This window comes from Paraburkholderia graminis (assembly GCF_003330785.1).
In the GTDB taxonomy this organism is placed as follows: Bacteria; Pseudomonadota; Gammaproteobacteria; order Burkholderiales; family Burkholderiaceae; genus Paraburkholderia; species Paraburkholderia graminis.
This window is the reverse complement of record NZ_CP024936.1, coordinates 275,294-300,411: the sequence shown is the minus strand read 5'-3', so window position 1 is coordinate 300,411 and position 25,118 is coordinate 275,294. Positions and strand designations below refer to the sequence as shown.

Here is a 25,118-nt window from a genome sequence, read left to right as displayed (position 1 = left end):
TCCCCCTGCTATCAGAACGTCAGCACCTTCGGCATCTTGCCTTCGTAGTCGAAACCTTCGACCTTGAGCAGTGCCTCGATGAGTTCCGGTTTCGATTTCGCGAAAACCTTTTTGAAGTTGTCTCCAAGCGCTGCGCGAATGCCGATCTCGTCAGCCAGCACCAGCATTTCGGACTTCGTGATCAGCTCCAGAAACTCCTTGTCGAGCTTCCAGTGCTTCTTCAGGTCCAGCTTGTGCGACTTGCACAACTGTGTGAGCCGCGTGACTTCCAGCCCCTCGATCGCCGCAAACAGCATGGCGATCATGAGGTCCGCCTGAACCTTCTCGCTGGTCGCCTGAACAGCGCTGACCGACTTCGGAAGATCCGCCATCGGCAACTCGACGTCGCCACCGACCATGCGCTCGAAGAACTTGCGAAACGCCCCGTCCTCGATGTGCCGGGCGTTGCCGCTCAGCACGACTGCGATCAGATACTGGCGAGCCAGATCGTGATCCATGCCGATGTCCAGGCGTAGTGCCTTGCGCCAGAGCTTCACGCGATACGCCTTGACCTTCTCGGACTCGGCAATCACCGTGACCGACGGGTTCGTCGACCCTGGCGTTCCAGAAGACTTGCTGGCAGCGCCGCTCGCGCTCTTTGCCGCCGGTGCGGATTTCGCACCTTCAGCCTGCGCGGGCTGTGCTGCTGCCTTTTCCGACTGGATGCGGGCCGCCACCTTCTTCATGTTGCAGACGGTGTCGAAGCATTGACCGCGATAGGCCTTGCCAAGGGATTCTGGCAAGCCGCTGACAGCCGCGCCGTAGTTCGAGCACGCATGACAGGCTTTCGCCTGTTCGAGCCCGACTCCTTTGGGCCCGTCCACCGCCAGTTGCACACGCGTGTGGTTGTCGCCAGCCCGCACGATGCGCACGGTCTGGAACTCATCGCGCAAACCCGCGGCCGTTGCGTCAAGCTGCTTCTCGGTCTTATCGTTGAAGCAGCCACGGTTCGTGCAATTGCCAGTACCGATCGCTTCGCCGAACATCTGCGCTTGCGTCGACGAGTTGTGCGGGCAACCCGCGCAATCCGCTTTGTCGAAGATGGCCGACGCCAACGCGCAGGATGCCGATTCCACCAGCTTGCGCACGTCAGCGACCGTGCGCTTTTCGGCGACGACCACAGGCAGGACCTTGTCCTGATTCTCTTTCGAGAGCGCCGCCAGCAGCTCGGCGTGAGCGATGTTGATCTTCCGCTCGCTCAGTGCATCTAGCACCGCATTCGAACAGTTGAGCAGCGCGAGGCGGCTATCGAGCGTCGAGCGTGACCAGCCAAGAATCTTGGCCGTCACGTCGCGATCGCCGCCCTGCAGCCCGAGTAGCTCGGCAGCGTCGCGAGCTTCTTCGGCGGGAGAAAGGTCTTCGCGCTGGATGTTCTCCATGAGCGCGATGCGCCGCGCTTCGACTTCATCGACGTCCTTTACAACGATGGGCATCGGAAAGTCTTCACCGTGGGCTTCCATTGCGCCGCGGTAACGGCGGCCACCGGCGATGACTTCGTAGTCGAAATCGTCGTCAACGACCGGACGCACGATGATCGGTGTGTCCACGCCGTGCTGACGGATCGACTCGGTCAGTTCCGCAAGCGCCTTCGGATCGAAATACGTGCGAGGGTTCCGACCGATTCTGATGCGCTTGAGGGGAGCAGTAAGTTGTTGTTGCATTGCAGGTTCTCCAGAGAGGGAACCTGCCCCCTGTCGGGAGTGGTTCCCGATGGGGTCAAAAGATGGGGCGCCGTGATTACGGCCGTTCAATGCGTCAGCGACGCGTAAAGTGAATCCTCAATGCTCGAGGTGCGGGCAATCCCAGATTGGGTGACCCTTGAAGCAGAATGAGCACATGCCTGACGTCTCGTCTTCTGCCTCGTCTTCTGCTTTGTGCGTCTCTGTACCAAGTATCCACGACTCAGCCAGATTTGGCTCATCGACGAAGAATATTGGCACGTTCAGTTCGCCGTCCCGTGCATCGGCCGCGTCTCGCAGACCGAGCTCGAAAGCGGCGGTCATCGGAACAATAAAACCGTCGTCTTCGGGGAAGGCGATGTTAGTGATCTTCGCGAGCGCGAACGCGACGCGGATATCAAGATAGCTGTTTGACATGCAGGTTCTCCGGAGAGGGAACCTGCCCCGTTCGGGAGTGGTTCCCGATGGGGTCAAAGATGAAAAGCCGGATGGAGCCGGCAAGGTCGATGCGTCAGAGACGCGGTAAGTATTTGAACAATACCGCCAGTGACGCGCGTCGCCGCAGTGAAAAGGTGCAGAAATCGTATCGCCTTTTGCCTTCAGCGGACGAAAAAAAACCCGGTCGCAAGACCGGGCTTTCTACATGCGTGGTTTCACCGGGTGTTGCCACCCGAATCGCCGCGAAGGAATAGTGCTGCATCAAAACAACGTCATCTGGCCGATGCGATCGAAGATCGTTTGCTCAGTGCGCCGTGACTGTGGCTCCTGTGTCACCTGCTCGAAGAGGTCTGCGAGCGACGACGCCACGGTCAGCGGGGCGCAACCTCCGCTTCCCTCCTCTACCGTGACTGCGACTTCGGTTGCTTCACAGACAGCGGTATCGCCACCGTGCCGCTGGCAAGAGCCTGAGTCTTTTTCGACGTCATGGGTCCTCACTGCCTCCGGTGACTCGAGACTGGATTGCGGCATCCCCGCCTCCTCTGCGGGGGACACTTCGGGCTCAAGCTGCAACTGCTGCCTTCTATGCCTGAGCTTCCTGTTCCAGCCTACGAGAACGTGGGCTGGCGTGTACCACACCGACCAGACGTCGAGCGACAGCGCATTACCGTGCACGACCACCGCAGGAATGCCCATCAACGACAGTTGCACATACGCCATGTGCACGCACCGCGGGTCAATGTCAACACAGGTCGCATGGAGGGTCTCGGGGTAGTTCAGGCCTGCCTGATGCATCGCCTGTGCCGTCGCCACCACCATGCCAGCCGATCCGCAGGCTGGCTCCTGCAAGGTAACGAAGCCCTGCTCGCGAATCGACGTGCCGTCGCCTACAGTCATCATGGCCATCAGCAGCGACACACTATAAGGCGTGAAAAACTGCCCTGCGCGAGCGTTCCCCAGTTCCAGCGCCATGAAAATCTCGCCGAGCACGTCTCCAAGCCCACCGGCAGGCTCGTGACCGGAGCCCGGATCGCCGATCGCATTGATGCGCGTGCGGTAGCACATCTGCAGTTCCGCAAACATCGCGGCAAACCGGTTAACTTCCTCCCGTTTGTATTTGCCGACAATTTCGAGGTAACGCTTCTCGCGTGCTTCGAACTGCGACTGGTCGACCTTGCTGCTAATGGCGATCGCGCTTACTTCAACGAAATCCGCAAACACCGTGTACGGGTCGTGCGAATGCGTGAACTCACGCATCAGCTTGATAATCGCAGCCTTGTGCGGATCGCCACTGCTCGCGGCACGCTCCTTCCTCTGCTGGCGTCCCATTAGCGTTCCCCTGCCGGGGCGCCGATATTGCCCAACTGCGATTCGAGCACCGTCCACAGAAGGTCGAAGTCAGGAACTTCGCCTAGCGCGAGCGAACGCTCGACATCGAAACCGGCCGCCTTGAATATCGCGGCGCGATGGACTAATGGTCGCTTCCCGTCGCGGGCAAACTGCTCGCGCGCTTTCCAGATAATGCGCGTGGCCAGCGTCTCGTACGTACGCCGTAGCTCGTCGACGACCTGTGCGGTAGTCGGCACGCGCACGGCGGGGTCGTGGCTTTCGCCAAACAGGCGCTTTTCTGTCGCGGCAATCGCAGTGTAATGACGCCACGCCGCGGTTTGGGCATCAATGAAGGTTTGTATAAAGTGATTGAACATACCGGACTCCAATGGGGATCCGGGGCGCATCCCCAACGGGGCGGCCCCGTTGGGTGAGTGAATGTTGCTGGCTAGATGCGGTAGTAGGCACGAACGCGCCGGCGCCGCTCCGCGAATGGACGGCCCCCGGTGATCGACACCGGAGCCGCGGCGATCAGATGGCGTAGCGCTGCCGCGCGGAACTGTGGCGAGTAACGCTTTTTCGCGCTAACGATCCGCAGCAGCTGGTCATGAGAAAGACCGTGCGTCTGCCAGACCATGAGTCCAAAAGAGAAGATGCGTTGACGATTCATGCGGGCTCCAACGATTGGACGGGAGCACGCCCGCAACGGGTGTGGTGCCCGTCGGGGTAAATGAAGACCGCCGGCTTGTCGCAGGCGGGTGGTCGATGCGTCAGGGACGCGAGAGATTCAACGATGGTATCGGTGCGAGCCTGCCATGCACGGCTTGAATGAACACGACTTTGGGGTGGCTTTCGCCGGCACTCGCGCACGGATCAGAGCGAAGATATCCACAGATTCGTTTGATAACCCTGTGGATTACATGGCCCTGCGACCCCGTCTCGTCCCGCCCATCGGGCAATGCGAACAGTCCACGTCTAACGCGGGCAGGAGCGATGCCCCCGTGAGCCGGCTCACGGTCTTAACTGCAAAAGCTCCAGAAAACCATATAGCTTTCAGCCGGGGACGGAAACCGGCAAGCGTTGGCGATGCGCCGCAAAGACGCGCGAATCCCTATCCCTTTCAGGCGCTTGACTTCCCTGAGACCGCCACAGAATCGGTGTGGGTGCCATTGCCCAGATGCCCACTTATCGGAGAACCCCAGATGCTCAAGACATTCCTCGCCTGTTCGATGACTGCTGCCCTCTTTTCTGGCGCGAGCGCGGCCGTCGCCGGCGACGCGCCGCCGGCCTCCTACACGCTCGAGTACCGGCTGGCTGACGCGACCGGCCAGGTAGTAGAAACGGGCCGTACAACGCTGTCGCGACACAATCCCGTCCAGATGATGACCAGCTATGTGCGTGTGAGTTACGTCGCGTCCTGCCGCCCAGACTCGTCTCTCGTCACTAACGAGCCAAAGTGCGACCTCGACACGGTCGATATCGGAAACACGCTACAGCTTGCTCTGGACGATGCAACGCCCGAGACAGTGTCGCTGACCGCATGGGTGAACCGCGAGACGCTGGATGGCATGCAGACGATTCAGCACGTCGGCTTCGCTACACAGCGCCCCCTTTGGCACGGCTGGAGCGACAGTAAAACGGTGAAGGTCACGACCGGAGACTCCATCACCATTGCTCTGCGGGACCAGTACAAACTGACGCTGCATCCGCTGCGCACGACGGAATGAGAACCGGGGTATGCGGCAGGCTTCCTCGGCCGGAGTCGGAAAGCAACGGAGAAGGTGGCGTCTTTTGCTCTCCGCCGCGCGTCATGCGGCGGGACAATGACCTGCACCCTCGCACGCCGAAGTGATTGCGAAGCCCCGACCTAATGCAGCAGGCCTTATTCAAGTCGAAGGTGATCACGTGGCTCTCGAAGCGACGCGTGCGTTACCCGGCTGGGAACGCGCGGCTCCGGGAAGGCTTTGTCACCGGGCATGACCCGATCACCCGGATGGTGGTCGTGCTGGACGATCTCAACGGCACGTTCTGGCGCGGGCCGGACGCTGACGTTGAAGTCATCGTGTGAGCGTGCGGTTCCTTACTGACGCCCAATCAGACACAGACCACTGGATACCCTATGTCAAACGCTAACTACCCTGTGAACCCAGTCGGCAGCGCCGCATTCGCCGCGACCGTTTCAGCATTCGTTTTTGCCTTTCTTGTCCCGATCTGCAGCGCAGATGGAGTCATTGAACCCGCTGTTGTTGCCGTCCTCGCCGGCATCTTCGCTGAGATGTCGCGGCGCCACGCGGTTCGTAAGCTCGTCGCGCGCCTTAACGCGACAGACGCCGACGCGTTTCTTGATGTTTATGTCAACGGTGCGCAGGTCGGCACGATCGCGTCGATCGACGCTATTTCGCTGAAGCTCGACGCACTCCGTGATCCGCGAAACTACGCGGCCCAGTTCGTGAACATCCTCGGGGTCGCAGGTCGCGGCACGCTTGCCGCACTCATATTGGTGCCGCTGATGCTTTTCTGGACGTACGTGGTCTCGGCCTGGATTTCGCCCGCGAGCCTCCAGGCGGCAATATCGATGATCGCCCGTCTACAACCCGCAGACCTCGCGCGAGTGGCCACCCAGATTCTCTATATCGCGCAGATCGTATTCATGCTCGTCATCGGAAGCAGCCTCAGCTGCGGCATTGACCTCGGGCTGTCGAACGTCTTTCGCAACGCCGTTCACCGCCGCATCCGACTCAAGGTCAATTGCGCCAGCGACGGCACACTGCATTTCGTTCCTGCGACCCGCACGGTCGGTCATATCCAGCCAGCATGAGGCGTTCATGTTCATCGAATTCGGCATTGTGCCAATCGTCGGTTGCCTCCTATTCGTATCTGCCGCGTGGCGCGCGTTGAGCGCTATGGGGGCTGCCCTGCACTGGTCATCGTGGATGCCGGCGGCTGTTACATCGGCTGCTATAGCGGTTGTCGCGGCAACCCTGCTGGGTCTTGGGCTACTGCACTCGCTTCGGGAAGAGATTCGCATGCGTCGCGAACGCAGGGAACAGTTGGCAATGGAGCAGCGCTACCCCGGCTGCCACGTGCAGCGACCCGGGAGCGGTAAGTGGTTTCTGACGGACAGATCTACGGGCCGCGAGTACCAGCCGCCCGAAGAAGCCCGCCACTCGTTCACATTGGGCAGCACGCGCGACGGCTCGAGCAGATGGCTGGAGCTTGTCTCCGAAGATCTGCGCGCCTCCGACGAGAGCAGCTCCAACCGGTGACGTAGACCGGTCCCATATTCCTTCAAAGCCATGGCCGCCGTTGCGGCCATTTTCTATGGCGGTCCATTATGTTCAACGTGAGTTTCGACGGCGGCACATTTCCGCTGACCGACGTCCAGGAAAACCCTGCGCGGTACGTGAGGCGCCTTGAACGCGCAAAGGTCACACCCGGCTATGCCACGTGTGAATGCGTGACCCGGTCCACGCCGCTCCAGCTCGTGATCCGTCGCTATGGCTCTCTGCTCCATCTGGCCGGTTGGCCCGACGATGGTCATCGTCACCAGCGCGGCTGCGCATTTTTCAAGGATCCCAACGTCGCCAAGCCGGTCAGCGGTTCGGACGCGAAGGCAGCGATACTCGCGACGCCCGCCGGCCTGAATGTCAAACTCGACGCCTCGCTTACCCTGCGCGAACCGACGACAGGGTCACGCGGTTCGCCGGCGACGCCGTCTAAGCGCGCCAGCCGCCGCTCGGCCAGCCTGCTCGCGTTCCTGCAGACCCTATGGGCTGAAGCTGGCCTCAACCAGTGGACGGGGACCGCGACGTCCCGCCATTGGGGGCAATGCAATGCGCAGCTCCTCGCCGAGGTTGGCACCGCGCTCATCAATGGCACCAACGCACAGGACGTTTTGCACATCATGCGCCGGTTTGACGAAGCCGATCGAGCGGCGATCAACGCTGAGTTCGACGCCTTTATTGGCCGTCTTGGCGGGAACAACGGGACAACCACGCGAGGACTGGTCATCGGCGCGATCAGCGAAATTGCGCCCACTCAGTATGGGCACGCATTGAGCCTCAGACAAAGCGCACGTAAGTACTACGCCAGCACAACCCTGGTCAATCACGCGGCTCGGACGTATCCGCACGCGTGGCGCGCGCTCGGCGATCGAACCGCGCGCGTCATTGCCCTTCTTCTCGTTGAACGCACACCGAAGGGGCACCTGAAGCTCGTCGATCTTGCGGCCATGCTGTGCTCCCGTGCTTTCCTGCCATGCGACTCCATGCCTGAAGTTGCCATGGCCAACCGGCTGGTCGCGGAGGGCAGGGATTTTCAGAAACCGGTTCGTCTGAACGACGGCGACGACATGCTGCCCGACTTCGTGTTGCGTGACACGCCCATCGACACTCACGTCGAGGTCTACGGGATGCACGGTGTCGAGCATTACGAAGCTCGCAAGGAACAGAAACGCGCTCTGCGATCGGCACGGCAGATCCCGGTCGTCGAATGGAGCGTCGATCGTGAGGTGCTCGAAGCCGTCCGGCTCCCGCCCGCAAACAAACATCGGTAGCCGCAAGCGTGTGCCCCGCTCACTTGACTTCCGAATGAGACGAGCACACTCACTTCATCCCCGTCCCTGAGCGGGCGACATAACATCGGAGTTCGTATGCAAGGCAAGTCGTTTTTTCTGGACCGCGCGACGTCGCGCTCCCTGGACTGGCTCGGGCGATTTCCGGCGCTCGGCTGTGCATCGCATGATCCGCAATCCATTTCCAGCGGTCGACAGGTGGTCGTGGCCTCTCTGCACGGGGATGGCGTACGCTGCGTCTTCTTCAGCGCCGTCGGATCGGTGCTCGATTTCACCGCCACATGGGCCGAACTTGAGCGGGCAAAGACGTGGTGGTATTTCGTCCAGCGCTGGTATTTCTGGATTGTTCCTGACGAACGGACGCTTGCCAGAATTAACGTCACCGCGGGCGCACTGGACCATATGATCGCTCCCTCCCTTCACGACGCTGCGAACGACGAGGCGCATCTAGGATGGCTTGATGGTCTCGAAGCACGCGCCCGGCGCTGTGGCACGCTCGCAGCTTCACGTCTGGAATTCGAAACGGCCTGAGGATAACCGGATATGGGCACAAGCACCGCGATTGAATGGACCGACAGCACGTGGAGTCCGTGGGAGGGCTGCCAGAAGGTAGGCCCGGGCTGCGATCACTGCTACGCCGAGTCGATGAACCGATGGCTGCGTAGCGGAAGCAACTGGGGCCCCAGCGCACCGCGACGGACCTACAGCGAGACGCACTGGAAAAAACCGCTGCGATGGAACGCCGACGCCGCTAGAACCGGCCGTTACAGGAAGGTTTTCCCGAGCGTTTGCGACCCCTTTGACAATGCCGCACCGGAAGGAGAACGGAAACGTTTCGCCGAACGGATCCGGAGTACTCCCCATCTCATATGGCTACTGCTCACCAAGCGTATCGGCAACGCAGGGCCTACGCTGAAAGCGATGTTTCCAGATGGGACGCCTGCGAACGTGTGGCTCGGCGCGACAATTGTCAACCAGGACGAAGCAGATCGCGACATTCCCAAACTCATCGACGCCCCTGCCAGCATCCGGTTTCTATCGATGGAGCCGCTGCTCGGCGAAGTAAGCCTCTACGACTGGATCGGTCCGTGGGGTAAACCTGGGCAGTTGCAGGCGCCACCGATGATCGACGGCGTTTTCGTGGGTGGAGAAAGCGGCCGCGGGGCCCGCCCAATGCATCCGTCCTGGGCACGCTCCCTGCGCGATCAGTGTGACGACGCCGGCGTCGCCTTTCACTTCAAACAATGGGGCGAGTGGGGACCTGGAAATAGTTGCGCGGGCAACGACCTGATCGATCGTGACCGGCGCAATATCGCCAGCGGGTTCTTCGACTACAACGATGGCTGGAACTTATTGGGGCCGAACGCATTTCGTCAGACGATGGACAGGATCGGCAAAAAGGCCGCCGGTCGTCATCTCGACGGCCGCCTGCACGACGATTTCCCTCAAATTAACACTGTCGCAGGGAAAGGTCCTTTCCAAATGTAAATTCGGCTTCTCGCGCGCGTGGTGTACGACGATAATTCAAACCAAACACCGACGCCCCCAAAATGTACGAACAGCTCTATCCCTGCAACCACTGTGGTGGCCGCGGCACCGTTGGATTCTCCCAACGTGTCGTCGCTGAGATCGGCCAGCCCGGCTTCGACTATGGACAGTTCGGCCGCGAGGCCGGGCCGCCAAAAATCGGAGACGTCACACCGCGGCCCCCATTCGCCCCCCAAACCGAGAAGCTCGCGTGCATTCACTGCGCCGATTGCGGAATGTCGACGCCTTGGGTACCGATAGGCTCGGACGAAGCGGCTGCCCTCGACGAGGCAGCGCGGATCTGGAACAGGCGCCTCGCGCGACCGAAAGTCAGGGAAGGCGACCTGCGCGATCTGATTGAGAAGGAATTGGGCGCGTGCGACATGCAGATGGTCATCGACATGCTCGCCCGCAACACGGAAGATTGGGAAATACGCGGCCCCATCTTTGCGATGCTCGCGCAACGGCTGGTCGATGCAAGCGTTTCAACGATCGAGAGCTGGCCAATAGATCCCGTTCTGCAGGACGCCGCCAGATACCGCAAGCTTGTCCAGCTCGCGAAATGGGTGGATATCGACGGCGAGCGCTACGTCCAGTTCCCGAAGATCCCAACTCCGCCGGAACACGACGATTGCCTGTTTGAAGACCGGATCGCACTTGCGGTTGACGGAATGCCGGACCGCGACCGCTGGTAGCGCTTATCTTCGGATGTCGCGGTTCTGGTCAAGGGCGACTATTTCAAGGCGAGCCATAAAAAAAGCCAACGCCCAGTGAACAGGCGTTGGCCCAAGGCCTTTAAACACACACCGGGTAGGGATCAGCTACCTGGTGTCCCGGATTACGGCAACTCCGCGCCATTCTTTAGCATCCAGCAATATGACGTTGGGCTCGAACGCAACGTGATCCTGGCGTGCTCACAACCTTCGCAACGTCCCCACGAACAGCCTGGCCTATCGCCGAGGCGATCGTTATCAGTGGGAGAACAAACAGGCGAGACCAGGCGGCGGCAACAAAAAACTGCGATCGCCATGACCATCCCGATGTATTCGCTTATCGCGTGCGCTGCCAGTAGTGCGTACGTCCATTAAAGGCGCGATGTGGCTGTCAACTTCATGGACATCTGAAAAAAAAGCCGGCTGTAGGAGCCGGCTTGAAAGTGGTTCTGGCGTTCCCGAGGGCCCGCAACCAGAACCTGAGAGATGATTTATTGTGCCTCCTCCTCCGTCACGTGCAGAGGGCGTATGAAGCGATCTTTGCGGTGTCATTCCTCGTGTCGCGCATCGGCCCCTGCGTGGGCAGAATGCGCCCCCAGAATCCGGTACAGCGCTTGCCTGGAAATGCCCAAAGCGGCCGCCGCGCGACTCTTGTTTCCGTCGGCGCTCACCAGCGCCAAGCGCACCTCGTCCACTGATGGCAGCTTCTTCTGCAGCCGGTCCTGCTTAGCGAAAGTGGACAGGTATGCGTTCGCTTTTGTTACCCGGCTATGTCCCGCCGCTTCGACAACCCTCCGCATCGCCTCCTCGTGCAGTTTCGGATCTGGTCTCGCATCCACGCCTTTAATAGCCGCCGGCACGCCAGTGGTCTCTGTATAGAGCGTCTGCAGATACTCATGCCGCAGGCCGTGACTCGTAATGCCCATCCCACGCTTGGTGATGCCATGTTTCTCGAGAACGTAGTAATACCAATCACGCCATTGGCGTAGAGTTCGGTCGGCCGGCACTGTAGAGCCCGTCAACCCGTTGCTAAGCGTCGCCGCCTCTTCCAGTATCCCAATTTTCGTCTCTATCGGGACCTCGCGTGGCCGGCCACCCTTCGTGCCACGCGTCACGGCAAGCAACCGTGGATTGCGTGCGGCCTCAGCTGGACGAAGCATGAAACTCTCCTCGATGCGCAAACCGAACGCGGCCTGCAACTTGAGCTGGACAGCCGTATGCGGGCAAGTTTGTGCGATCTGCTCGATCTTCGCCGCAGCGTCGACGCCATGCGCTATCCATGACTTGTCCTCCGTCGCCACATAACTTCGTTTGAGACCAAGAGCCTCGCGATCTGCATAGTCGTCCAGCGAACCGACCAGATTCGTCTTGCCCATCCATTGCGCGAGCGCGCGCAGATACGTCAGCTTGTTTTCAATCGTGCCGCCAGTCTGTCCAGCCGCGACCCATGAACTGACCAGAAACGCTACATGCTTGTGTTTCAGAGACCAGGGGGTCCGCAGGAAGAAGCCGCCGTCCAGTAGCTCCCTGAAGGCCTTGCACAGTTTGGCGACGCGATATTCCTGCGTTTTGATCGACAACGCGCGACCGCTTATCCGTGTAGTGCTATGAACGCGTGCCACGTTCTCGTCAAATAGCTTGAGCAGCGAATCCCGGAGTTCGGGACCAAAACCATAGCTGTTGACGATTGCCCTCACGTTGAGAATTGCCGCCATCCGAAAATCCTTCGCAGCGCTGCCGCGCTACCTCTTCGTACAAGTATGTGACCCGACGGTCGCAGCATCCCTACCTGATGTTGGCATCCGCCCGTACGGGTTTGCTCTTTGTTTCCCGCCTCTCTCGGCGGCTGCGCCGTATCCCCGGCGCGAGGTCCTGCCTTCCAATCCTTTAGCGATTCCATCCGATCGACCAGACACATGGGAAGAGCATGCGTCCGACCGTCCAACCTGCTGCCTGCCAGCATGAATAGCGCTTCGCGCAATCCACCTCTGACGTTTCGCGCGTCGCCTCGCGGCGCTTGCGCTTTGCGGATCGCTCCGCGTGTGCAGCTTTGTGGCTACCCTGCCAGCACTACCGCTTTCCGTTTCGTGCTCCTGCCGGGGCAAATCCCGTTACGCGTTCTTGTACGGCCGCGGTACGCCGTTTCTTCTTCCGTCAGGGAATCGCGGTGATCCGGTCTTTGCCGGTCCGCAAGGCTTCCCCCGCCCCCAAGTCACTCATCTCCACCGCGGTGTATCGGGTTTCGTGAGCGCACCCAGCCGTAGCTGTAAGGGCGTGTTCAGACGCTGCCGAGACGTGGAAAGTGTCCGGTGTCCGGTCTCTCCACATGTCCTCAACGCGTCACAACGCGGCAAACCGCCGCCAATCGTATGGATATCGCACTGTCCAGGGGTCCTCAACGTGGACCACTATGGACGTGATCTGATTCAGAAAAGGCCGCATCAGTGTGCGACCCGGTCAGCCTGGTGTTTTGTAGCCCGTTGCGGGCCTGGGAGTATGGACGAGCGAGTGCCTCGAACTCTTTCTCGATGCGTCAGAGACGCGGTAGGTGTGCCTAGCATAGACCCGGAACGTCGCAACTTTTCCGTCAAAAGCTGGGCGGAATCAGTCGTCTTTCGTCGACTTGACTTCGCCAGCCTCTGGATAGACTGGAAACCAGGCAGAACTGACAGACAAGTGTCAGTTCTATCGATAGTCCCGGCGCATCGCTACGAACTGACACTTAAGTGTCAGTTATCTGATAGATCGCCGGCCCTTTGCGCCGAAGGCGAACCCACTGGCACTGATCTGTCAGTTTTCTATCACTTCGACGCTTGGACCACCTCAGTGAATGGAGTCATCTTGAAAACTTCCGTCTTCGCAATCGACGTCGGCTACGGCAACACCAAATACGCTTATCGCGCTGCAAGCGGCACCATCGCTACCGGTATGTTTCCCTCACTCGCACCGCTCGCCGCAAGCCTCGTGCTTTCGCGACATGACGATCGCATGCTCACCGCGCGCAACGTTTCTACGATCGTGATCGATGAGATCGAATACGAGGTCGGCCCCGACGTATCTCTCTCAGCCGCCTATGGCAACACCGGCCGCACGCTTTCCAACGATTTCGTCGCTTCGAATAACTATGAGGCCCTGCTCTTTGGCGCAATCAAGTTCGCGGGCGTAACTCATGTCGAACGGCTGCTGCTAGGGTTGCCTGTCCACACTATGAGTAAATATTCTGGCGCGTTGCGCGACCAGTTCACCGGGACCTTCGATTACGGCCCCGGTCAGGTGACGATCGACAAGGTCGTGGTAATCCCGCAGCCGCTCGGCTCTCTCGTAGCGGCATCAGCGAACCGTCAAAGCGAGTTCGGCCGCGACCATGCGCACCTGGTCATCGACGTTGGCTATTTCACGACGGACTGGGTCTACGCCACCGGCTTCACTATGGATGACAAGCGCAGCAACGGTATGCCAGGCGGCGCTTCGCAGGTCTACCAGCGCATCGCGGATCTCATTGGCAAGGACCAGGACGACAAGGTGGAGGAGATCGAGCTTATCGACAAGGCACTGCGCGAGAAAACGCCGTATTACCTGTTCGGCCAGCCCATTGATCTCGACCCGTATCTTCAAAAGTCGCAGCCCCTCATCAACGGTGTGGTCGAAGAAATCAAGAGCAAGGTTGGCTCGTTGTCCAGTGCGCGTTCGATCGTGCTGTCAGGCGGGGGCGCTTCGTTGTACGCGCCCGCAATACGAAAAGGCTTCCCGCGCGTGCCAATTGAGGTGGTCGAGGGGCCCTGCACCGCCAACGCCAAGGGCTTCCTCATTGTTGGCGAAGCAGGCCTCGCTCGCGAGCGCGCAGCCGCGAAAGCATGAACGGCAAGTTCGACATGAAGCTGGTCATCGACGCGGTGACTACGCCTCTCCTGCACGCCCGGTTGAGTCAGGCCAGCTCATACCGGGAGCGCGCGGCGCTTCTTCGGTCTCTCGCGGAAGCCGCCTTGCGGGAAAGCGTCGCTTCGATGGGCAAGTCGACCTATCCGGTGGCGACGTCAGCGGCCATTTCGTCCCGCGACGGAATTCCAACGGAGCCGCAACGTCAACGGGACACGCGGCCCAGCGTTGGGACATGCACAGCTTTGAGCTCAGAGTCCACGCCTCCGTCGGTGCCCGACGAAAGTAGCGAAGCTCATGCTTACGACGTCCAGGGAATCGGCGAAGCGTTCGGTGCATTCGGCTGAGCGCCTTGACTTCTCTGCCGGAATGCGAAGATAGGTCATGACATCGGGACGCGCGGCGCGCCGCGCCGCGCACCGGCGCAACACAGCGATAAGGAGGAGTTATGCTTGAACTGATGGAAATTCTGCACAACGGTCTGCCACTGAGCGAGCCGCGCTCATGGCTGCTGATCGCCACGGTCGCTGCGGCGTGTGTCGCAGGCTGGTACAGCGGCGACGTCGCTGCGTGGTATGCGAGCCGGAACAAGGACGGTAAGTGATGGATGCTATCGACCTGATGGTACCGTACTACAGGAAGTTCACCGCTCTGCCCTTTCTCGCGCGACGCGCGATCATCTTCGCACTCTCGATCTTCGTCTGGATCGTTGGCGCGGGGCTGGTGAACCTGCATGTCAATACCGACTTCTGCGCGCTGATTCTTATTGCAGGCGGTGTGGGTGCCTTGTGGTCAACCGAACTCTGGCGGCTGTGGAAACCCCTTTTCTATCTCGTAGTTGTGTGCATCGCGATCATGAAATGAATGTTTGCGATGAACAAAAAAAACGGCTCCACCATACCTGGTGGAGCCGTTTCGCTTTACATGATCAGTGAGACCGGGGAGCCGCAGTAACGAGAAGACGGCGCGCACAAAAGTCCCACGCGTCAACAAAAGACTGATCACGACATGCGTAATGCATGTTGCCGCGATCCTTGCGGTCGATCACATCAAATGCGACCGCCTCCGACTTGCCGACGCGCTGACGGCCACCTTCTGCACCGTTCGTTGCGACGATTGCAAAGCCACCCACGAGAATCTGGAACGAAGCCATTTTCCACTCCAAAGAAATTGGCCCGACGAGATAGTCCCCGATGGGGAAAATATCCCCACCGGGCGAACTGAAGAAATACGGCCGAAACCGCGATTAAAGATCGATGCTCGTTAGACGGCAGCGAGGTGTTGCGTATCGGATCTCGACGCGCGAGTTATGTCCGCTAGAACAACATCGGCGAGACGCGCACACCATTGGTCGGTGAAATCGGTTCCCCGCACGCGGGGACGATGCACAAGGACAGTAAAACCCTCTGCCTTGAGGCGCTTCGCTAGTTCGAGCCCACCCGCAACGCCTGTCGACTTTCCCGTCTTCGGATCGATGTCGTCGAAGTCGACGAAAATATGGACAACGAGGATACCCAGCCCCTCTGGCACCACAAATTGACGTAGCAGTCCGATATTCAGGCAGTACCACATTGGGACACCGAACTCCATATATGCAGCACAGGCCGTTTCCAGCCCCTCAGCCACCCCGATTTCGCCGTCTACAGGCTCCATCAGGCGTATGGCGCCACCCCGGAGGGGATTGAGCGTCATGTCGTTCAGCTTGTTGTCGAGAATCTCGCCATCGGCCGACACGATCCGCGCTTTAGCTGGTGAAGATCGCTCCAGAAAGGTTCGGTGCAACGTACCAAGCCGGCCATCGGGCAATTTGAATCGGGCGAGAATGCCCGGCCAGCTGCCGATAGGCTTCTTCTCATGCCGGTATTCCAGCATGCCAAGCCGCAAAGCCGGCGATGGTGCCATCCGCAATCCCGGTACACGTGCGCCGAGGTAACGCATCGCGAGATCGCCACTTGACACGGGCTTTGCTGAATCCCACATCGAATTGAGGCGGTTTGCGATAAACGTCGCGTCCGGCTTGCGTTTCGGCCGTGGTGCCTTGGCCGCTGGAGCGCTGGTGAGCGCACGCGGTGCAGGTCCCCCGTCCAGTTGACGCATCAGCCGATACAGCCCGATGCTGCTCAGGCGGGTGATCAACTGGAGGCCATCGCCTGCCATGGCCTTTCCGTTATCGCATTTACGGCATACCCAATCGCCACGCCCACGCTTGTTGTCGTAGGTGAAGCGATCGTCTCCGCCACATACAGGGCAAGCACATGCGTCGCCGGTGAGACGGTCTGCAGGCACGCCATAGCTCACAAGGAGCGAAATCCATTGCTCCGGGGAACGCTCGAAGCCAGCGAGCTTCTGCTGAAGCCACGCGTACTGCTCGGGCGACAGCTCTTTGCCTCTTACAGTCATGAGTCACTCTCCTTAAAGTGAGTTGGTTGGGTCGGTGCCTGAGACAGGCGTGAAAACGCGTGCTCAAAAAAGCGGTCCGCGCCGGAGCGGGCAGCTTTTTTCAGCAGACGTGCTATCGGACAAAGGGATTTGGCGAAAACAGCCAAGCGGAAGATCCGTCGCACGACACACCCGAGGGTGTGCCGTTGCGATGGTGAGGAGATACGGGAGTGAAGTGAAAGACTGGTGAGCCTTTACGGGATCAGATGACAGACCACACCGCACCTGCATAGGCGGGGTTGATCTTTACACTTTCCGGTTACGAGACCTCAAAAGGGGATGTCGTCGTCCATCTCGTCGAATCCACCTCCCGCCGGTGGCCGCATAGCGCCTCCGCCACCATGAGAAGGCTGGGGCGGATGAGCACGGGTGCCAACGTTGTCAGCTGCGGACGATCCGTTCGATCGGGACGCCGGCGCGGGCCGTTGAGAGCGACCGCTCGCTCGCTGCTCGAAGCCGCCATCGCCATCGTCATCGCTGCGACGACCGCCAAGCATCTGCATCGACTCGGCCACGATCTCTGTCGAGTAACGGTCAGTGCCGTCCTGCGCCTGCCATTTGCGCGTGCGAATACGGCCTTCGAGATAGACCGCCGAACCCTTTTTCAGATATTCCGAAACGATCTCAGCAAGCCGTCCAAAGAAGGAAACACGATGCCACTCCGTTGCTTCCTTCATTTCGCCCGACGCCTTGTCCTTGTAGCGGTCGGTTGTCGCAAGTCGGATATTAGCCACAGCGTCCCCGCTAGGGAGATAGCGCACTTCAGGATCAGCGCCGAGATTGCCGACGAGAATCACTTTGTTTACAGATGCCATTTTGTCTACCTCTATTTAGTAATTGACCAGAGCCATTTGTCCCACATGACCGGCTTGCCATCCTTGACCATTGCGGAGCCATCAGCCCTGATTGCCGGAACCTTGATCTTGCGTAGGCGCCTGACAGACACGACGTCACCGACGGCACACCTGCATTCGGCTATGGCCTCCTTCAGGCCTTCGCCCTGCAGCGTGCGCTCGCCGGATGAAGTGTCGATATGAATAGCAAACGACTTGTAAAACCGCCCGGGCTTCTTCCGGTCTGGAAACTTCTCTTCGCCCCAGCCCGCAATCCGGCCGATCACCGTAGATGCGTCAACCGGCTGGGCGCGACGCTGGCGAACCGCACTTACGTCGGCGGCATCGAAAGGTTCTGCTTCCACCTCCAGCGGTGATTGCGCTTCCTTGCGGGACGCATCAGGCGCTGCATTCAAAGTAGCGGCCATCACAGCGCTGTTTCCTTCGCGAATGGCGGAAGCGATCGCAGCCTTGAGCGCACAACGATGAACAGTCACCTTCGACCAGTGTGGCTCGAGGTCAGGGACGATCTTCAGGCCAAACTCGGTCTCTTCCGTATGGTCGTCGAAGGCCGGCACGAACTGGACGATGTGATCGCCTTCGTCGACGAACAGATGCGGTGTGTCACCGATCGTTACTACCGTTTCGTTCCCGGCGCCCTGCCCCACAACGTGTGGGGCTGAACTGTGGTCGGGAGCGGGAGCAACGGCGGCCGTCCAAGTCATCGGCGACATTGTTGAGTCTGCGGATGACTGCTGGCGCGGATGTTGAGCGGCAGATTTGCCTGGGAAGAGATCCGCGAGGACGCGGGTGAAAAGTGTCGCAGTGTTTCGCACAATGCCTCCTATAACAGAGTGCCGAAGCACATGCGGCGCAGTTCGCGAAGATCACGCTCGAGCAGCGGCGTGGTCAGGATCACGTCCTGCATTGTCTCGGGGTCAACGCCGTTGACCTTGCACACATAGACATAGGGCAAGGCGCCCTGCCAGTAACCCATGATCCACCCGAGGGTTGCGTGATAGTCGTCGATGTCGATCTTGCGATTGCGAAGCCGCTCGGAAAGCAGCGCCGCACAATCCATCAGCGACTCCGGCATGCTGTCGCCGCGCCGGCTGTCGCTCGCGAGAGAGATCAACGCATCGATCATCTTTTCGCGAACCGCGTCGGCCCACAGATGCGGGTCAGGCAAAGGCTCAGGCTTGGGAGGGATAACGACTACCGGCGATGACTCGCCGAACATGTCCAGCTGCCAGGCAGCCACATGCATTTCCATCAGATTGCTCCGGTGGCGCCGGCAATCTCATGTCCCATGACCGGGAATGGGATTCCCGGCGGGATAAAGGTGCCGTCACCAGGGCGGAAGCCGAGGTAACGGTAGGTTCTTGCGGTAACCCGACTTACTGGGTACCGGTCTTGAAAGGAATGACGACGGCCGACTTTGCGTATTGCTTTGTCGGCGCTGGTGCTGCAACGCTGTCATTCGCTGCGGCCGAAGCGGTTACGTTTTCGACGCTTCCACTCGCGGCCATCTGACGGGATGCAAGCTTTTGCGCTTCTGCTCGCGCAGCCGCAGCTTCGGCCTCCGCTGCTTCGATTGCCTTCGCCTTTTTCTTCATCTCCACGATCACCCAGCGTGCGCTGAGCAAAAGAAGGAATGCTGCGACGGCAAAAGAGATCGTCGCGAAATACACGACGAAGCACAGCGCGACCAGCTTGCCAGGCGAGGTGATAGCGTTTCTAAACAGAACTTTCAGCATTTTTCTCTCCAGAAAAATTCACAAAGGAATGTCCGGACAACGTCCGGGGGTTTCGATGCTCAACGAGCAAGGAAACTCGGCGCCATGCGCTTTCGTCCGCGCCCGGTGCTTTGGGAGGCGCGCACGGAAGTGCTGGCGTGTCTGAAGTCAGGTGGGGAAGGTAAGGGATAGGCGCGCGAGGACCTGCACGCTACTTTCGATGCGTCGAGCCGACGCGGGAGATAGAACGAGGTTACCGGGCCCGGCGTTACTGAGAGCCCGGAATGCTCGCGAACTTCATGCGGCTTACGCTTTTTCGCCGCCCAGCATCTTCGGACCACTGGGACGAGCCGGCTCACGGTCTTGACCCGGAAAGCTCCAGAAAAATTGGACCTTTCCGGGCTGCAATGTGAAAGATGGGGAGGCTCTGCCCCTTGGAAGCGGTCGCTTGACTTGGTCATTCCCGTGGCAAGCTTGACTCACCGTCTGATATTTGGAGTGAGTCATGAGTACAAGCCTGTGGATTCTGGCCGCGGTTGCTTACGTTGCATGGCGGACCTTACGTGCACGCGGTCTCAAACCACGCGCGGGGAAGGAGTCGCCGTTCCCGAAAGTACGCAGCGACCGGAGTGGCGACGAAGGAGAGGCGCGCGTTCAGGCCGAGTTGGTTGAAATCCTGACCTGGCTTTGCGGCCGGAACTTCTACCTGCACTGCGGCCCTCTCCTGCTCAACCATGCGCCCGGGACAGAGTTTCCTACCGCCGAGATCGACCATCTCGCCATTACGCCTTTTGGAATTTTCGTTTTCGAGACGAAGAACTGGACAGGTCTGATCAAGCCAGGGCCGAGTGCGGAGGTGTTGATACGTATCGGCGCCGACGGTGAACCGCAGGCGCGCAAGTCCCCGCTCAGCCAGAACCGCTCGAAACTTGCGTTCCTGCGCGGGATATTGCCGCCGGTGTGGTCCATAGAAGGCGCGGGCGTATTCGCTAGCGACAGTTGTGTCCTATCGCCGGAACTGCCCGTCAACATCGTGCGCCGCGCCGACTTGCGCCAGTGGCTAAGGGACAGACGCGCTCGGCACGCAGCGAGTAAAGCGATTCCGATAAACGTAGCGGCTGGATGGCATGCCATCCAGCGAATTGCCACCGCAGACGATGCGGCCGTCAGAAAGCATTGCGAAAGGCTGAGGGTTAACCCTAAAAAATTATCCGCTTCCTTCCTAAAGTTTTAGCCGGTTTTGCCGAATCTAGACGTTTGCTTCGGCGTATTCGTCTGATGTATCCGTCAAAGACGGCTGTTTTTCTGCCGCTTTCCGGAATGACGGGCAGGAAACGAAGCGTAAGCTGGGCTGGAGTTCCGGGGGACTCGAAGAGACTCGCACGTTAAGAGTCGAACGCCCGTTCGTATGTGCGCCCAAAGAACGATCAACTAAAGGCTTCCGCAATGAAAAATGAGAAATACCTTCGCCCTCCCCAGACTGAACGCTTTCTGGCCGAAAGGACATCTTCTCCGGTCATGACGTCGAATTGCGTCCGCCGCGCACGGCGTCATGCAGCATCGAAAACATATTGCGGGAAATGAACATGAGCCATCCCCAAGCACTGCAAAACATCAACGAGCCAGAGTTCGACCCGACCGTGCCCGAGGGGGACGACAACGGCACCGACCTGTCGGCCGATGAGTCCACACCGCTGGCGTTCGCTCACGTACCGGATGAGTCCGAGATTTCGCATACCGTACGCCAGTTTTTCGGCAACGAGATCCCGGAGTCGCTGCGGGCGATCATCGCGTCCGAAAGCAATGAAATCGCGCACTCAACTAGGAAGATTCTCGAAGAACATATGCGCATTGGTGGCATCCTCTTCAATCTGCGCAGCCGGATCGAGAGCCACTTCGCTGCATCGCAGGGCGACACGCGGCACGTACGCAACAAGGCAGCACAATTGTTCTACCGCTACGTAGAAAAGGCATTCCGGAAAAAACAAGACACCGTCAAGGTCTACATCCGTTCCTACCTACGCTTCAGCACTAACGCCGGCGCCGTCGAAATGCTGACGATCACTGACATGCAGATGCTTGTAAGCCAAGATGATGAAGTAATCGACGCGGTACTGGCGGCAAAGAAAGAGAACCCTGACCTGTCTAAGCGCGAAGTCAAGAAAATCATCGATAGCTACAAGGCCAAACTCGCCGAGAAAGACGCGAGCCTTGCTGTAGTGAAAAGCCAATTGTCCGAGATCGTCGGCCAACTCGACGACGTTCGCAATGAAAACCAGTATCTCACCGAAGAAACAAAGCACCTGCGTCTGCAGATTGAGCAGGACAAGGAAAAGAACAAAAAAACGATGGTAGATCTCGACGGCGCGAATCGTTCCGTCAGCACGATGCACACCGAGATATCTAGGCTTGAACGGGAGCGCGACACCTTGCTCCGTCAACTTGCCGAGGCGGCCAACCGAGTTCAGACGAAGGAAGTCATCGTCAGCGGACCGTCCGAGAACATCAAGCACCTGCAGGAAGCGGCGGACGGCCTCATGGCACAGGTGAAGGAAGCAACTTCGCAGATGGAAAGCCTACAGGCCGAGGTCGCTTTGCTGGAAGAACGGCGCAAGCAGCAACTGGCCGAGATCGAATCGAAAGAGGCTATCGAGCGACACATCCGGGAACTCATGAACGACTTTGGTTCGTTCATGCAGAAATACAAGACGGCCCAGTTGCTCGTCACGGCCGGCGGTTCGGTCGCACCCTTCGCCAATCTTTTTGCAGCCTTTGCAGATCATGTCGGCACCTTCCACCAGGAGTTACTTGCCGCCGCCAACGCCGCGTGATTCCCCGCCCGCCCAGCAACGAGAGATACAGGTTGTAGAAATGGAAAATAAAGAAAATTATCGTGCCATCGGCCGCCTTTACGTCCCAGATTGGCTCACCGAACAGATCCAGGTGGCGAACTTCAACATGGTTGATCACATGAAGTGGCTGCTGCAACAGGACAGCCGCTTCAGCGAAGTCTTCAACGTCGAACAAAAAGCCCTTGATCAGCTCCAGCTGAATCAGTTGTCGCTGCGCAATCTGTTGCGTGCACCATTCCTGATGGTCGAACCGACCCTTCAAACGGTCGAGGACTGGCGCTGCTTTGTCGACGATACCGCGACGACTGTGGCGGTAGACATTCTGCGACGGAAGACGCCGGAACTTGATGCTTTGGCGTCGTATGCTGTGGGGCACCAGAACGTGGCGTTCCTTTCGCTTGCGACGCAGATTCTCAATATGAGCGTCCTCGCCGCGCCAATGCTCGGCATGACGAGCGAGGTGGCGAAGTATCTGCTCAACGTCCCGCCGTATCGGCTCAATCTGGCCTTGCAGAGAATGAACGGTCTGCCTTTGTTCCGCTGGCGCTTTAACAGCCAGTCGTTCTGGTATGAGTTCGTGGGAAGCACGTTGACCGACGAGATGATCGCGCATCAGATCATGTTCACCTCGCCCGAGCAGGCGGGTGAACTTCCCGGTGACGCGCGATGGGGCGAGCTCCGGCTCGGCCGCGCAAAGAACGAAGCTTTCGCGGGAGCCCTGCTCGCTCATGGACTGCGTGCATCGACTGCGACCGCTCTCTTCAACCTCACGCAGAATCATACGCGCGGACTCTACTTCAAGATCCATGGCAAAAGCTCACCCTGTGGCAACACGGCCACCTCCCTGCCTTGGTTCGTCGAAACTCCGCAACACCGACTGCATGCCACGGTCTATGCATGGCTCTATCGTTCAGCGATTGCAATGGGTGCCTTGCCGCCCGAGGCCTTGATCGCGACTAATGACGTCTACCATCGCCTGTTTAATGGCAACCGCGTGATCTCTGCGGATCGCGGCTGGAACCTTATCCGGTCAATGGCGGCCGACACGCGCCTCACGATTGCGCCTTGCCGGACGTGCAGCACACACTATGTCGTCTCAAATAACGACGCGAAGATCGAAATGCATAACCGGTTTACTTGTCCCGCGTGCCAGCAACAGCTTGGGATGAAACGTCGCGCCGGGCGGAGAAATGCCAATGACGCCTGACACCTCGCTCAACGAATTGCCTGCAGGGCTCGTCATTTTCAGCACCGACGGCAAGGCTCAGTTCGGTTGGCAAAATCCTGAGACCGGGGCTTTTCACGCCGAAGACGACGGACACATGATTGTGAACGCTGTCGGCGCCGTTGCGTGGCATGCCGGGATAATGCATTGAGCTGAAGAGGATGAGCCCAATGAAAATGCAAGACTTTGACTACCTTGCGCGGGAAAGTAACGCGGCATGGCTCGATGGTCGCGGAGACGGTCGATTTGACCGCTACGAGCAGTTCTATCACAGTGAGCGGGCTCAGACGGCGGACCGATTTGATCTAGAAAAGATCAACGAGAAGTATGGCGCTTGGTCTGCGGGCCGGCCGTCGCGACTCCTCTCTACTTTGAGCGCACCCTGGTTCGGCCGCGTCGCGATCGCCCTGTTCAGCTTGTACATGGGCTGCCGCCTGGTACCTGGGTTCGCTAAGGCAATGCCCGAAGCTACGGGGTTGGCCTTGGTGGTCGCCTTCATCGGTCTTCGCGTATTCCACCGGCGCCGCAAGCGCCGCTGAGAGCCCGCCACTGGCTGGCTTTCTTACTTACGGGGCAGAGGGCTCAACATCGGCCGGATTTTTCCGTTAATCCATAGGATCACGCCTGACATAAATGGCGTCGGCGCAAACCCGTCCACTGGGTACCGTAACTGGCGGCGACTTGACTTTCGTTGCCGCTCTATAAGATGAAATCAAGGTCGCGCAAGGGGCACGGCCACATGACAATCGAGGAAGCAGAACAATGAACCACAAGAATATTTCAGCACTGACCGCCCTTTCGTTCGCCACAGCGGTAGCGCTGTCGGCATGCGGCGGTGGTGGTGGTGGAAGCAGCGGGTCGGGGGCGGCTGCACCGGCGACCACACCGTCTGGCGCCGGCAATCTGCAAACGTCGGTACCGGCACCCACCTATGCAGGCAGCACCACTCAAGCCGCAATCTTTTCGCAGCTAAATGCCTACCGTTCGGCAATGGGCGTCGGTCTGCTGAAACAGGATTCGGTGCTCGATACCTCGGCGTCGGCTCACGCGCTGTATCTTGTCAACAATTTCGCGAACAGCAACATCACAAGCGTCACACACAATGAAGTCTCGGCGTTTGCCAACTACTACGAGGCGACGCCACTGAGTCGCGCCCGCAAGGCTGGCGCTCCGGCGACGGAATGGGTTGGCGAAAACGCGGCGGTCGGTCTTCGCCTAGCGACGGGTGACGCAAACGCGGCAAGCTGCGTCGGTCAGTACCTCAACACTGTCTATCACGCAGTGGCCGCGACGTCGATTCAGGAAACAATCGGCGTCGGCTTCGAGACGAACGCAGGTCAAGGAACCTACGGTTGCGTGTTGGACTTCGGGGAAACAACCAATGTGACGGGCACGCCGATCGACAACGGGTTCTATCCCGGTGGCGGTCAGCAGATGGCAACGGATGCGATCGCAGTATCGCCATACCCGAACGAAACGGGCGTCGCACGCGCGATGATTGCCGAAACTCCAAACCCTGCGCCTGATCTTGCGTCGCCCGGCCGCCCGGTATTTGCCCGCATGACAGTTTCTAGTGCTGGCGATGTGGTTACGGTTTCGAGCTTTACGCTGAAAGCTCCGGATGGATCGTCGGTGCCTGGCCGCATCATCGTTCCCTCGGCGGCAATGACGGGATCGACGGGCGCAACAGCCGATGTGAACAATGCGCTTTTCAATGGCGTCGTGGTGTTCCTTCCCCTCTCTCCGCTCGCGGCTAACACCACTTACATGGCTTCGTTCTCGGGTCAGCGTGACGGGAAGCCGGTCAGCAAGACGTGGGCTTATACGACCGGAGCCTAACGACGGATTCGCAGAAAAAA

At 59.4% G+C, this 25,118-nt stretch carries 30 protein-coding genes; 18 read left to right on the top strand and 12 right to left on the bottom strand.

Annotation, left to right across the window (positions count from 1 at the left end):
* Positions 1 to 11: 11 nt before the first annotated feature.
* The 5 genes from CUJ91_RS32945 to CUJ91_RS32925 form a co-directional block, all read right to left on the bottom strand.
* Entirely contained in the window at positions 12 to 1,700 is a 1,689-nt protein-coding gene (locus CUJ91_RS32945) for a PRTRC system ParB family protein (protein WP_114158346.1), read from the bottom strand.
* A 117-nt stretch (positions 1,701 to 1,817) separates the two neighbouring features.
* Positions 1,818 to 2,135, bottom strand: a complete 318-nt coding sequence (locus tag CUJ91_RS32940) for a hypothetical protein (protein WP_114158345.1) — start codon at positions 2,133 to 2,135, stop codon at positions 1,818 to 1,820.
* A 282-nt stretch (positions 2,136 to 2,417) separates the two neighbouring features.
* Complete coding sequence (locus tag CUJ91_RS32935) at positions 2,418 to 3,485, bottom strand: N-6 DNA methylase (protein ID WP_114158344.1); 1,068 nt, start codon at positions 3,483 to 3,485, stop codon at positions 2,418 to 2,420.
* Complete coding sequence (locus tag CUJ91_RS32930; RefSeq protein ID WP_153067662.1) at positions 3,485 to 3,874, bottom strand: hypothetical protein; 390 nt, start codon at positions 3,872 to 3,874, stop codon at positions 3,485 to 3,487. Before CUJ91_RS32930 ends, CUJ91_RS32935 begins: the two co-directional genes overlap by 1 nt.
* 59 nt (positions 3,875 to 3,933) lie before the next feature.
* On the bottom strand, positions 3,934 to 4,155 hold the full coding sequence (locus CUJ91_RS32925; protein WP_114158342.1) for a hypothetical protein: 222 nt from the start codon (positions 4,153 to 4,155) through the stop codon (positions 3,934 to 3,936).
* A 532-nt stretch (positions 4,156 to 4,687) separates the two neighbouring features.
* Between CUJ91_RS32925 and CUJ91_RS32920 the strand changes: the two genes are divergently transcribed.
* From CUJ91_RS32920 to CUJ91_RS32885, 8 genes are all read left to right on the top strand, one after another.
* Positions 4,688 to 5,212 (top strand): hypothetical protein, encoded by a 525-nt coding sequence (locus CUJ91_RS32920; RefSeq protein WP_114158341.1) that lies wholly within the window; start codon positions 4,688 to 4,690, stop codon positions 5,210 to 5,212.
* A gap of 143 nt (positions 5,213 to 5,355) precedes the next feature.
* Positions 5,356 to 5,553, top strand: coding sequence for a hypothetical protein (locus CUJ91_RS32915; protein ID WP_114158340.1), 198 nt, complete (start codon positions 5,356 to 5,358; stop codon positions 5,551 to 5,553).
* A gap of 51 nt (positions 5,554 to 5,604) precedes the next feature.
* Positions 5,605 to 6,303, top strand: a complete 699-nt coding sequence (locus CUJ91_RS32910; protein ID WP_153067661.1) for a hypothetical protein — start codon at positions 5,605 to 5,607, stop codon at positions 6,301 to 6,303.
* A 7-nt stretch (positions 6,304 to 6,310) separates the two neighbouring features.
* A complete protein-coding gene (locus CUJ91_RS34560) occupies positions 6,311 to 6,751 on the top strand; it encodes a hypothetical protein (RefSeq protein WP_114158338.1) in 441 nt (146 codons plus the stop codon).
* A 68-nt stretch (positions 6,752 to 6,819) separates the two neighbouring features.
* Positions 6,820 to 8,040, top strand: a complete 1,221-nt coding sequence (locus CUJ91_RS32900) for a DUF1173 family protein (protein ID WP_114158337.1) — start codon at positions 6,820 to 6,822, stop codon at positions 8,038 to 8,040.
* A gap of 96 nt (positions 8,041 to 8,136) precedes the next feature.
* Positions 8,137 to 8,589 carry a hypothetical protein gene (locus CUJ91_RS32895; protein ID WP_114158336.1) on the top strand — a complete coding sequence of 151 codons (453 nt, stop codon included), beginning with the start codon at positions 8,137 to 8,139 and terminating at the stop codon, positions 8,587 to 8,589.
* Positions 8,590 to 8,601: 12 nt separating this feature from the next.
* Positions 8,602 to 9,546, top strand: a complete 945-nt coding sequence (locus CUJ91_RS32890) for a phage Gp37/Gp68 family protein (RefSeq protein ID WP_114158335.1) — start codon at positions 8,602 to 8,604, stop codon at positions 9,544 to 9,546.
* Positions 9,547 to 9,608: 62 nt separating this feature from the next.
* Entirely contained in the window at positions 9,609 to 10,280 is a 672-nt protein-coding gene (locus tag CUJ91_RS32885; RefSeq protein ID WP_114158334.1) for a Lar family restriction alleviation protein, read from the top strand.
* A gap of 566 nt (positions 10,281 to 10,846) precedes the next feature.
* On the opposite strand, the gene CUJ91_RS32880 is transcribed toward CUJ91_RS32885, so the two are convergent.
* Positions 10,847 to 12,013: an integrase domain-containing protein gene (locus tag CUJ91_RS32880; RefSeq protein ID WP_114158333.1), complete on the bottom strand. Its 1,167-nt coding sequence runs from the start codon at positions 12,011 to 12,013 to the stop codon at positions 10,847 to 10,849.
* Between the two features lie 1,126 nt (positions 12,014 to 13,139).
* Between CUJ91_RS32880 and CUJ91_RS32875 the strand changes: the two genes are divergently transcribed.
* From CUJ91_RS32875 to CUJ91_RS32865, 4 genes are all read left to right on the top strand, one after another.
* A complete protein-coding gene (locus CUJ91_RS32875; RefSeq protein WP_114158332.1) occupies positions 13,140 to 14,156 on the top strand; it encodes a PRTRC system protein D in 1,017 nt (338 codons plus the stop codon).
* Entirely contained in the window at positions 14,153 to 14,521 is a 369-nt protein-coding gene (locus tag CUJ91_RS32870; RefSeq protein ID WP_114158331.1) for a hypothetical protein, read from the top strand. The genes CUJ91_RS32875 and CUJ91_RS32870 overlap by 4 nt, the downstream gene beginning before the upstream one ends.
* Before the next feature lie 101 nt (positions 14,522 to 14,622).
* Complete coding sequence (locus tag CUJ91_RS34555) at positions 14,623 to 14,778, top strand: hypothetical protein (protein WP_167450701.1); 156 nt, start codon at positions 14,623 to 14,625, stop codon at positions 14,776 to 14,778.
* On the top strand, positions 14,778 to 15,038 hold the full coding sequence (locus tag CUJ91_RS32865) for a hypothetical protein (RefSeq protein ID WP_114158330.1): 261 nt from the start codon (positions 14,778 to 14,780) through the stop codon (positions 15,036 to 15,038). The genes CUJ91_RS34555 and CUJ91_RS32865 overlap by 1 nt, the downstream gene beginning before the upstream one ends.
* 64 nt (positions 15,039 to 15,102) lie before the next feature.
* Here CUJ91_RS32865 and CUJ91_RS32860 read toward each other — a convergent pair whose 3' ends face one another.
* From CUJ91_RS32860 to CUJ91_RS32835, 6 genes are all read right to left on the bottom strand, one after another.
* Complete coding sequence (locus CUJ91_RS32860) at positions 15,103 to 15,327, bottom strand: hypothetical protein (RefSeq protein ID WP_114158329.1); 225 nt, start codon at positions 15,325 to 15,327, stop codon at positions 15,103 to 15,105.
* A 110-nt stretch (positions 15,328 to 15,437) separates the two neighbouring features.
* Positions 15,438 to 16,574, bottom strand: a complete 1,137-nt coding sequence (locus CUJ91_RS32855; protein ID WP_114158328.1) for a DUF7146 domain-containing protein — start codon at positions 16,572 to 16,574, stop codon at positions 15,438 to 15,440.
* A gap of 308 nt (positions 16,575 to 16,882) precedes the next feature.
* Positions 16,883 to 17,428, bottom strand: coding sequence for a single-stranded DNA-binding protein (locus CUJ91_RS32850; protein ID WP_114158327.1), 546 nt, complete (start codon positions 17,426 to 17,428; stop codon positions 16,883 to 16,885).
* 11 nt (positions 17,429 to 17,439) lie between these two features.
* Positions 17,440 to 18,180 (bottom strand): hypothetical protein, encoded by a 741-nt coding sequence (locus CUJ91_RS32845; protein WP_244231105.1) that lies wholly within the window; start codon positions 18,178 to 18,180, stop codon positions 17,440 to 17,442.
* Between the two features lie 110 nt (positions 18,181 to 18,290).
* Complete coding sequence (locus CUJ91_RS32840; RefSeq protein WP_114158325.1) at positions 18,291 to 18,719, bottom strand: hypothetical protein; 429 nt, start codon at positions 18,717 to 18,719, stop codon at positions 18,291 to 18,293.
* Between the two features lie 124 nt (positions 18,720 to 18,843).
* Entirely contained in the window at positions 18,844 to 19,203 is a 360-nt protein-coding gene (locus CUJ91_RS32835) for a hypothetical protein (protein ID WP_114158324.1), read from the bottom strand.
* Between the two features lie 484 nt (positions 19,204 to 19,687).
* Between CUJ91_RS32835 and CUJ91_RS32830 the strand changes: the two genes are divergently transcribed.
* From CUJ91_RS32830 to CUJ91_RS32805, 6 genes are all read left to right on the top strand, one after another.
* Positions 19,688 to 20,416, top strand: a complete 729-nt coding sequence (locus tag CUJ91_RS32830; protein ID WP_114158323.1) for a nuclease-related domain-containing protein — start codon at positions 19,688 to 19,690, stop codon at positions 20,414 to 20,416.
* Positions 20,417 to 20,768: 352 nt separating this feature from the next.
* On the top strand, positions 20,769 to 22,013 hold the full coding sequence (locus CUJ91_RS32825; RefSeq protein WP_153067660.1) for a coiled-coil domain-containing protein: 1,245 nt from the start codon (positions 20,769 to 20,771) through the stop codon (positions 22,011 to 22,013).
* A gap of 40 nt (positions 22,014 to 22,053) precedes the next feature.
* Positions 22,054 to 23,241, top strand: coding sequence for a FlhC family transcriptional regulator (locus CUJ91_RS32820; protein ID WP_114158321.1), 1,188 nt, complete (start codon positions 22,054 to 22,056; stop codon positions 23,239 to 23,241).
* Complete coding sequence (locus CUJ91_RS32815; RefSeq protein WP_114158320.1) at positions 23,231 to 23,410, top strand: hypothetical protein; 180 nt, start codon at positions 23,231 to 23,233, stop codon at positions 23,408 to 23,410. Before CUJ91_RS32820 ends, CUJ91_RS32815 begins: the two co-directional genes overlap by 11 nt.
* Before the next feature lie 19 nt (positions 23,411 to 23,429).
* Positions 23,430 to 23,798, top strand: coding sequence for a hypothetical protein (locus tag CUJ91_RS32810; RefSeq protein WP_341868941.1), 369 nt, complete (start codon positions 23,430 to 23,432; stop codon positions 23,796 to 23,798).
* Positions 23,799 to 24,021: 223 nt separating this feature from the next.
* The gene (locus CUJ91_RS32805) at positions 24,022 to 25,098 is read left to right on the top strand and encodes a CAP domain-containing protein (RefSeq protein ID WP_114158319.1); all 1,077 of its coding nucleotides are present in this window, start codon (positions 24,022 to 24,024) and stop codon (positions 25,096 to 25,098) included.
* Positions 25,099 to 25,118: the final 20 nt, after the last annotated feature.

Bases quoted from the DNA above. Each gene is read 5' to 3' on its own strand.
- CUJ91_RS32820 (WP_114158321.1), top strand. From the start codon at position 22,054: ATGGAAAATAAAGAAAATTATCGTGCCATCGGCCGCCTTTACGTCCCA.
- CUJ91_RS32810 (WP_341868941.1), top strand. From the start codon at position 23,430: ATGAAAATGCAAGACTTTGACTACCTTGCGCGGGAAAGTAACGCGGCA.
- CUJ91_RS32910 (WP_153067661.1), top strand. From the start codon at position 5,605: ATGTCAAACGCTAACTACCCTGTGAACCCAGTCGGCAGCGCCGCATTC.
- CUJ91_RS32885 (WP_114158334.1), top strand. From the start codon at position 9,609: ATGTACGAACAGCTCTATCCCTGCAACCACTGTGGTGGCCGCGGCACC.
- CUJ91_RS32865 (WP_114158330.1), top strand. From the start codon at position 14,778: ATGGATGCTATCGACCTGATGGTACCGTACTACAGGAAGTTCACCGCT.
- CUJ91_RS32935 (WP_114158344.1), bottom strand. From the start codon at position 3,485: ATGGGACGCCAGCAGAGGAAGGAGCGTGCCGCGAGCAGTGGCGATCCG.
- CUJ91_RS32830 (WP_114158323.1), top strand. From the start codon at position 19,688: ATGAGTACAAGCCTGTGGATTCTGGCCGCGGTTGCTTACGTTGCATGG.
- CUJ91_RS32940 (WP_114158345.1), bottom strand. From the start codon at position 2,135: ATGTCAAACAGCTATCTTGATATCCGCGTCGCGTTCGCGCTCGCGAAG.
- CUJ91_RS32825 (WP_153067660.1), top strand. From the start codon at position 20,769: ATGAGCCATCCCCAAGCACTGCAAAACATCAACGAGCCAGAGTTCGAC.
- CUJ91_RS32920 (WP_114158341.1), top strand. From the start codon at position 4,688: ATGCTCAAGACATTCCTCGCCTGTTCGATGACTGCTGCCCTCTTTTCT.
- CUJ91_RS32880 (WP_114158333.1), bottom strand. From the start codon at position 12,013: ATGGCGGCAATTCTCAACGTGAGGGCAATCGTCAACAGCTATGGTTTT.
- CUJ91_RS32845 (WP_244231105.1), bottom strand. From the start codon at position 18,180: ATGTCGCCGATGACTTGGACGGCCGCCGTTGCTCCCGCTCCCGACCAC.
- CUJ91_RS32925 (WP_114158342.1), bottom strand. From the start codon at position 4,155: ATGAATCGTCAACGCATCTTCTCTTTTGGACTCATGGTCTGGCAGACG.
- CUJ91_RS32855 (WP_114158328.1), bottom strand. From the start codon at position 16,574: ATGACTGTAAGAGGCAAAGAGCTGTCGCCCGAGCAGTACGCGTGGCTT.
- CUJ91_RS32835 (WP_114158324.1), bottom strand. From the start codon at position 19,203: ATGCTGAAAGTTCTGTTTAGAAACGCTATCACCTCGCCTGGCAAGCTG.
- CUJ91_RS32860 (WP_114158329.1), bottom strand. From the start codon at position 15,327: ATGGCTTCGTTCCAGATTCTCGTGGGTGGCTTTGCAATCGTCGCAACG.
- CUJ91_RS32900 (WP_114158337.1), top strand. From the start codon at position 6,820: ATGTTCAACGTGAGTTTCGACGGCGGCACATTTCCGCTGACCGACGTC.
- CUJ91_RS32870 (WP_114158331.1), top strand. From the start codon at position 14,153: ATGAACGGCAAGTTCGACATGAAGCTGGTCATCGACGCGGTGACTACG.
- CUJ91_RS32915 (WP_114158340.1), top strand. From the start codon at position 5,356: ATGCAGCAGGCCTTATTCAAGTCGAAGGTGATCACGTGGCTCTCGAAG.
- CUJ91_RS32850 (WP_114158327.1), bottom strand. From the start codon at position 17,428: ATGGCATCTGTAAACAAAGTGATTCTCGTCGGCAATCTCGGCGCTGAT.
- CUJ91_RS34560 (WP_114158338.1), top strand. From the start codon at position 6,311: ATGTTCATCGAATTCGGCATTGTGCCAATCGTCGGTTGCCTCCTATTC.
- CUJ91_RS32945 (WP_114158346.1), bottom strand. From the start codon at position 1,700: ATGCAACAACAACTTACTGCTCCCCTCAAGCGCATCAGAATCGGTCGG.
- CUJ91_RS32890 (WP_114158335.1), top strand. From the start codon at position 8,602: ATGGGCACAAGCACCGCGATTGAATGGACCGACAGCACGTGGAGTCCG.
- CUJ91_RS32895 (WP_114158336.1), top strand. From the start codon at position 8,137: ATGCAAGGCAAGTCGTTTTTTCTGGACCGCGCGACGTCGCGCTCCCTG.
- CUJ91_RS32805 (WP_114158319.1), top strand. From the start codon at position 24,022: ATGAACCACAAGAATATTTCAGCACTGACCGCCCTTTCGTTCGCCACA.
- CUJ91_RS34555 (WP_167450701.1), top strand. From the start codon at position 14,623: ATGCTTGAACTGATGGAAATTCTGCACAACGGTCTGCCACTGAGCGAG.
- CUJ91_RS32840 (WP_114158325.1), bottom strand. From the start codon at position 18,719: ATGGAAATGCATGTGGCTGCCTGGCAGCTGGACATGTTCGGCGAGTCA.
- CUJ91_RS32815 (WP_114158320.1), top strand. From the start codon at position 23,231: ATGACGCCTGACACCTCGCTCAACGAATTGCCTGCAGGGCTCGTCATT.